The organism is Roseinatronobacter domitianus (genome assembly GCF_023336755.1).
GTDB classification, from domain to species: domain Bacteria; phylum Pseudomonadota; class Alphaproteobacteria; order Rhodobacterales; family Rhodobacteraceae; genus Roseinatronobacter; species Roseinatronobacter domitianus.
The window spans coordinates 1-3,343 of the sequence record NZ_JALZWP010000043.1 but is presented as its reverse complement, the minus strand read 5'-3'; the positions used below and the strand labels follow the sequence as shown (position 1 = coordinate 3,343).

The window sequence follows — 3,343 nt, the reverse complement described above, 5'->3', positions numbered from 1 at the left end:
TTTGGCACGGTGGTGCTGCATGTCGCGCCAGAGGCGCAGGCAGGCGGCCCCTTGGCCTTGGTCAAGACCGGCGACCGCATTCGCGTGTCGGCCAGCCGGGGCGAGTTGACCCTGCTGGTGGAGGATGCCGAACTGGCCGCGCGCCGCGCCAATTGGGCACCAGAGCCGCCGCATTACACGCGTGGCTATGCGAAGCTTTATGTTGACCACGTTTTGCAAGCCGACAAAGGCGCCGATCTGGACTTTCTTGTCGGCAAGGACACCCGGCCTGTCACGCGGGAGAGCCATTGATGACCCTGCCAGGCTATCCCGACCTGCCAATCTATCCCGATCTGAACGGCGCGTCTGTCTTCATCACCGGCGGCGGGTCCGGCATTGGCGCGGGGCTGACCGAAGCCTTCCTGCGCCAGGGCGCGCGCGTGGCCTTTGTGCAGCGCTCGGACGCCACCGCCTTTTGTGACGAGATGGCGGGCAAGACCGGCAACCGCCCGCTATTCCTGCAATGCGACATCACCGACCGCAGGGCCCTTGTGGCGGCGATTGAGCAAGCCGCCGAAGCGCATGGCCCGGTCTCGGTGTTGGTGAACAACGCCGCCAATGACCAGCGCCATACGCTGGAGGAGATCACCGAGGATTTCCTCGACTGGTCGCTCGCCATCAACTTCAAAGCCTATATCTATGCCACGCAAGCCGTGGTGCCCGCCATGCGCGCGGCAGGGCGCGGGTCGATCATCAATATCACCTCGATCAGCTACATGATGGGGAATGCGGGCTATCCGGTCTACACGTCGGCCAATTCGGCGCTGAACGGGCTGACGCGCAGCCTGGCGCGCGAGTTTGGCGGCGACCGTATCCGTGTGAATGCGCTGGCCCCCGGCTGGGTGATGACGCCCAAACAGCTGGAGCAATGGGTCACGCCCGAAGGCCTGGCCGCGCATATGGGGCGTCAATGCCTGCCCGACACGCTGTCGCCCGACGACATCGCGGGCGGGGTGTTGTTCCTGGCCTCTGACGCCAGCCGCGCGATGACGGGGCAGGCCTTGGTCATTGACGGTGGCGTGGTGGTGACGGGATGAGCGGCGCAGATTGGATCGCGCTTGATTGGGGCAGCTCGCATCTGCGGGCATGGGCAATGCTGGGAGATAAACCCATGGTCCATGCCACCCGTGACACCGGCGCGGGCGGGCTGGCGCGCGATGCGTTCGGCCCCGCGCTGATCGCGCTGGTGGGCGACTGGCTGCAAGCGGATCGCTGCATCCCGGCCTATGCCTGCGGCATGTTGGGCAGCCGTCAGGGCTGGATAGAAGCACCGTATCGTGCCGTCCCCTGCGCGCCCCTGGACGGTGGGTTGGTCGCCGCCCCGCAAGCCGACCCGCGCGTGTCCGTCTATGTCGTGCCGGGGTTGAAACAAGCAAAGCCCGCCGATGTCATGCGCGGCGAGGAAACCCAGATCGCGGGGTTTCTGGCGCTGAACCCCGGTTGGGATGGCGTGATCTGCCTGCCCGGCACGCATAGCAAATGGGTGCATGTCAGCGCGGGTGAAGTTGTCAGCTTCCAGACCTTTCTGACGGGGGAAACCTTCGCGTTGCTTGCGGGCCAGTCGGTGCTGCGCCACGGCATGGCGGGGTGGGACGACGCGGGCTTTGACGCGGGGGTCGCGCAAGGGCTGGAGCGCCCCGACCGCCTGCTTGCGCGCCTGTTCACCCTGCGCGCCGAAGGCTTGCTGGACGGGCTGGACCCGGCCACCGCCCGCGCGCGGCTGTCGGGCTTGCTGATCGGCGCGGAACTGGCGGCGGCAAAGCCCTATTGGCTGGGCCAGCGCGTGGCGGTGCTGGGCGCCGGGGCGTTGGCCGCGCTTTACGGGCGCGCGCTCGATGGGCTGTCGGTGCCTGTCTCTGCCCATACCGCAGATGCTGCAACGCTGGCCGGGCTGGCGGCCATACGTGCGGCGCACAGATCGGAGGCACCATGCGCGAGATAATCGCCATTCTGCGCGGGATCACCCCGGCCGAGGCTTTGGACGTGACCCATGCCCTGCTCGAGGCCGGGATCACCAAGATCGAAGTGCCGCTGAATTCGCCGCAGCCCCTGGACAGCATTGCCGCCATGGTTGACGCGTTCGGCCAGAGCGCGCAGATCGGCGCGGGCACGGTGCTGGAGGTGGCTCAGGTTGCGCAAGTCGCGGCCACGGGCGCGCGGCTGGTCGTGTCGCCCGACACCAACCCCGCAGTCATCGCCGCGACCGTGGACGCGGGCTTGCTGTCTTATCCCGGCATCTTCACCCCGACCGAAGCCTTCGCCGCGATCCGCGCAGGCGCGACGGGGCTGAAGCTGTTCCCGGCCTTCAAGATGGGCTTGGACGGGCTGCAGGCCATGCGCGCGGTGCTGCCAGCAAAGATGCCCGTCTATGCAGTGGGCGGCGTTGGCCCCGAGGGGTTCGCCGCATGGCGCGCAGCGGGCGCGGCCGGGTTCGGGCTGGGCACGGCGCTTTATGCACCGGGAATGGCGGCCTCAGAGGTCGGCACACGGGCGCGCGACGCAGTGGCGGCCTGGGATGCCTGCGCATGATTCCGGTCAATGATATGCGCTGCGAACTGGGCGAAGGCGCCTTCTGGCACCCGGAACGGCAGGAATTTTTCTGGTTCGACATCACCGGGCGCAAGCTGCATTCGCTGGCGCGGTCCTGGGATTTCGACGACATGCCCTCTGCGATGGGCTGGGTCAGCCGCGACGAGGTGGTGATTGCCACCGAAACCCGGCTGATGCTGTTCGACCTGGAGGCCGGCACAGGCCGCACCCTGTGCGCGCTGGACGCGGATAATCCTGTCACCCGCTCAAATGATGGGCGCGCCGACCCGCAGGGCGGGTTCTGGATTGGCACCATGGGCAAGCGCGCCGAAAAGGGCGCGGGCGCGATCTGGCGCTATTGCAGGGGGGAGTTGCGCTGCCTGTTCCCCGGTATCACCATCCCGAACGCGATATGCTTTGCGCCGGACGGGCAAAGCGCCTGCTTCACCGACACACCAACCCGCCGCGTCATGCGCGTGGCGCTTGATGCCGCCGGCTGGCCCAAAGGCACGCCCGATGTCTGGCTGGACCTGACCGCAAACGCCCTGAACCCCGATGGCGCCGTGTTCGATGCGCAGGGCAATTTCTGGGTGGCGCAATGGGGCGCAGGCCGCGTCGCCGCCTACACCCCCGATGGCAAGCTCGAACACACCGTAGAACTTCCCGCACCGCACACATCCTGCCCCGCTTTCGGAGGACCAGATCTGCAAACCCTGTTTTGCACAACCGCACAACAAGGCCGCACAAAACCAACCAAACTGGACGGCGCAAGCTT

The 3,343-nt window shown here is 67.1% G+C and carries 4 protein-coding genes and 1 pseudogene; all 5 read left to right on the top strand.

All coding sequences use genetic code 11. The annotated features are described in order from the left end of the window. Positions 1-291, top strand: a pseudogene (locus M3N55_RS16590) (dihydroxy-acid dehydratase domain-containing protein); the annotation flags it as partial. Then, positions 291-1,076: an SDR family NAD(P)-dependent oxidoreductase gene (locus M3N55_RS16585; protein ID WP_249060969.1), complete on the top strand. Its 786-nt coding sequence runs from the start codon at positions 291-293 to the stop codon at positions 1,074-1,076. The pseudogene M3N55_RS16590 and the gene M3N55_RS16585, both read left to right, overlap by 1 nt. Beyond that, on the top strand, positions 1,073-1,981 hold the full coding sequence (locus M3N55_RS16580) for a 2-dehydro-3-deoxygalactonokinase (protein WP_249060968.1): 909 nt from the start codon (positions 1,073-1,075) through the stop codon (positions 1,979-1,981). Before M3N55_RS16585 ends, M3N55_RS16580 begins: the two co-directional genes overlap by 4 nt. Next, positions 1,969-2,568 carry a 2-dehydro-3-deoxy-6-phosphogalactonate aldolase gene (locus M3N55_RS16575; protein ID WP_249060967.1) on the top strand — a complete coding sequence of 200 codons (600 nt, stop codon included), beginning with the start codon at positions 1,969-1,971 and terminating at the stop codon, positions 2,566-2,568. The genes M3N55_RS16580 and M3N55_RS16575 overlap by 13 nt, the downstream gene beginning before the upstream one ends. Next, the coding region (locus M3N55_RS16570; RefSeq protein ID WP_249060966.1) for an SMP-30/gluconolactonase/LRE family protein at positions 2,565-3,343 on the top strand (779 nt) is incomplete at its 3' end. The genes M3N55_RS16575 and M3N55_RS16570, both read left to right, overlap by 4 nt.